Source organism: Enterobacter sp. 725m/11 (genome assembly GCF_011683705.1).
Lineage (GTDB): Bacteria > Pseudomonadota > Gammaproteobacteria > Enterobacterales > Enterobacteriaceae > Enterobacter > Enterobacter bugandensis.
In genome coordinates this window covers 1-690 of record NZ_JAAQOK010000119.1, presented here as the reverse complement: position 1 = coordinate 690, position 690 = coordinate 1, and the positions used below count along the sequence as shown (strand labels likewise).

At 55.8% G+C, this 690-nt stretch carries 1 rRNA gene; it reads left to right on the top strand.

Annotated features, from left to right (window positions below):
* Positions 1–690: ribosomal RNA gene (locus HBA26_RS22665) — 16S ribosomal RNA — on the top strand; the annotation flags it as partial.

The window sequence follows — 690 nt, the reverse complement described above, 5'->3', positions numbered from 1 at the left end:
GGCGGACGGGTGAGTAATGTCTGGGAAACTGCCTGATGGAGGGGGATAACTACTGGAAACGGTAGCTAATACCGCATAACGTCGCAAGACCAAAGAGGGGGACCTTCGGGCCTCTTGCCATCAGATGTGCCCAGATGGGATTAGCTAGTAGGTGGGGTAACGGCTCACCTAGGCGACGATCCCTAGCTGGTCTGAGAGGATGACCAGCCACACTGGAACTGAGACACGGTCCAGACTCCTACGGGAGGCAGCAGTGGGGAATATTGCACAATGGGCGCAAGCCTGATGCAGCCATGCCGCGTGTATGAAGAAGGCCTTCGGGTTGTAAAGTACTTTCAGCGGGGAGGAAGGTGTTGAGGTTAATAACCTCAGCAATTGACGTTACCCGCAGAAGAAGCACCGGCTAACTCCGTGCCAGCAGCCGCGGTAATACGGAGGGTGCAAGCGTTAATCGGAATTACTGGGCGTAAAGCGCACGCAGGCGGTCTGTCAAGTCGGATGTGAAATCCCCGGGCTCAACCTGGGAACTGCATTCGAAACTGGCAGGCTAGAGTCTTGTAGAGGGGGGTAGAATTCCAGGTGTAGCGGTGAAATGCGTAGAGATCTGGAGGAATACCGGTGGCGAAGGCGGCCCCCTGGACAAAGACTGACGCTCAGGTGCGAAAGCGTGGGGAGCAAACAGGATTAGAT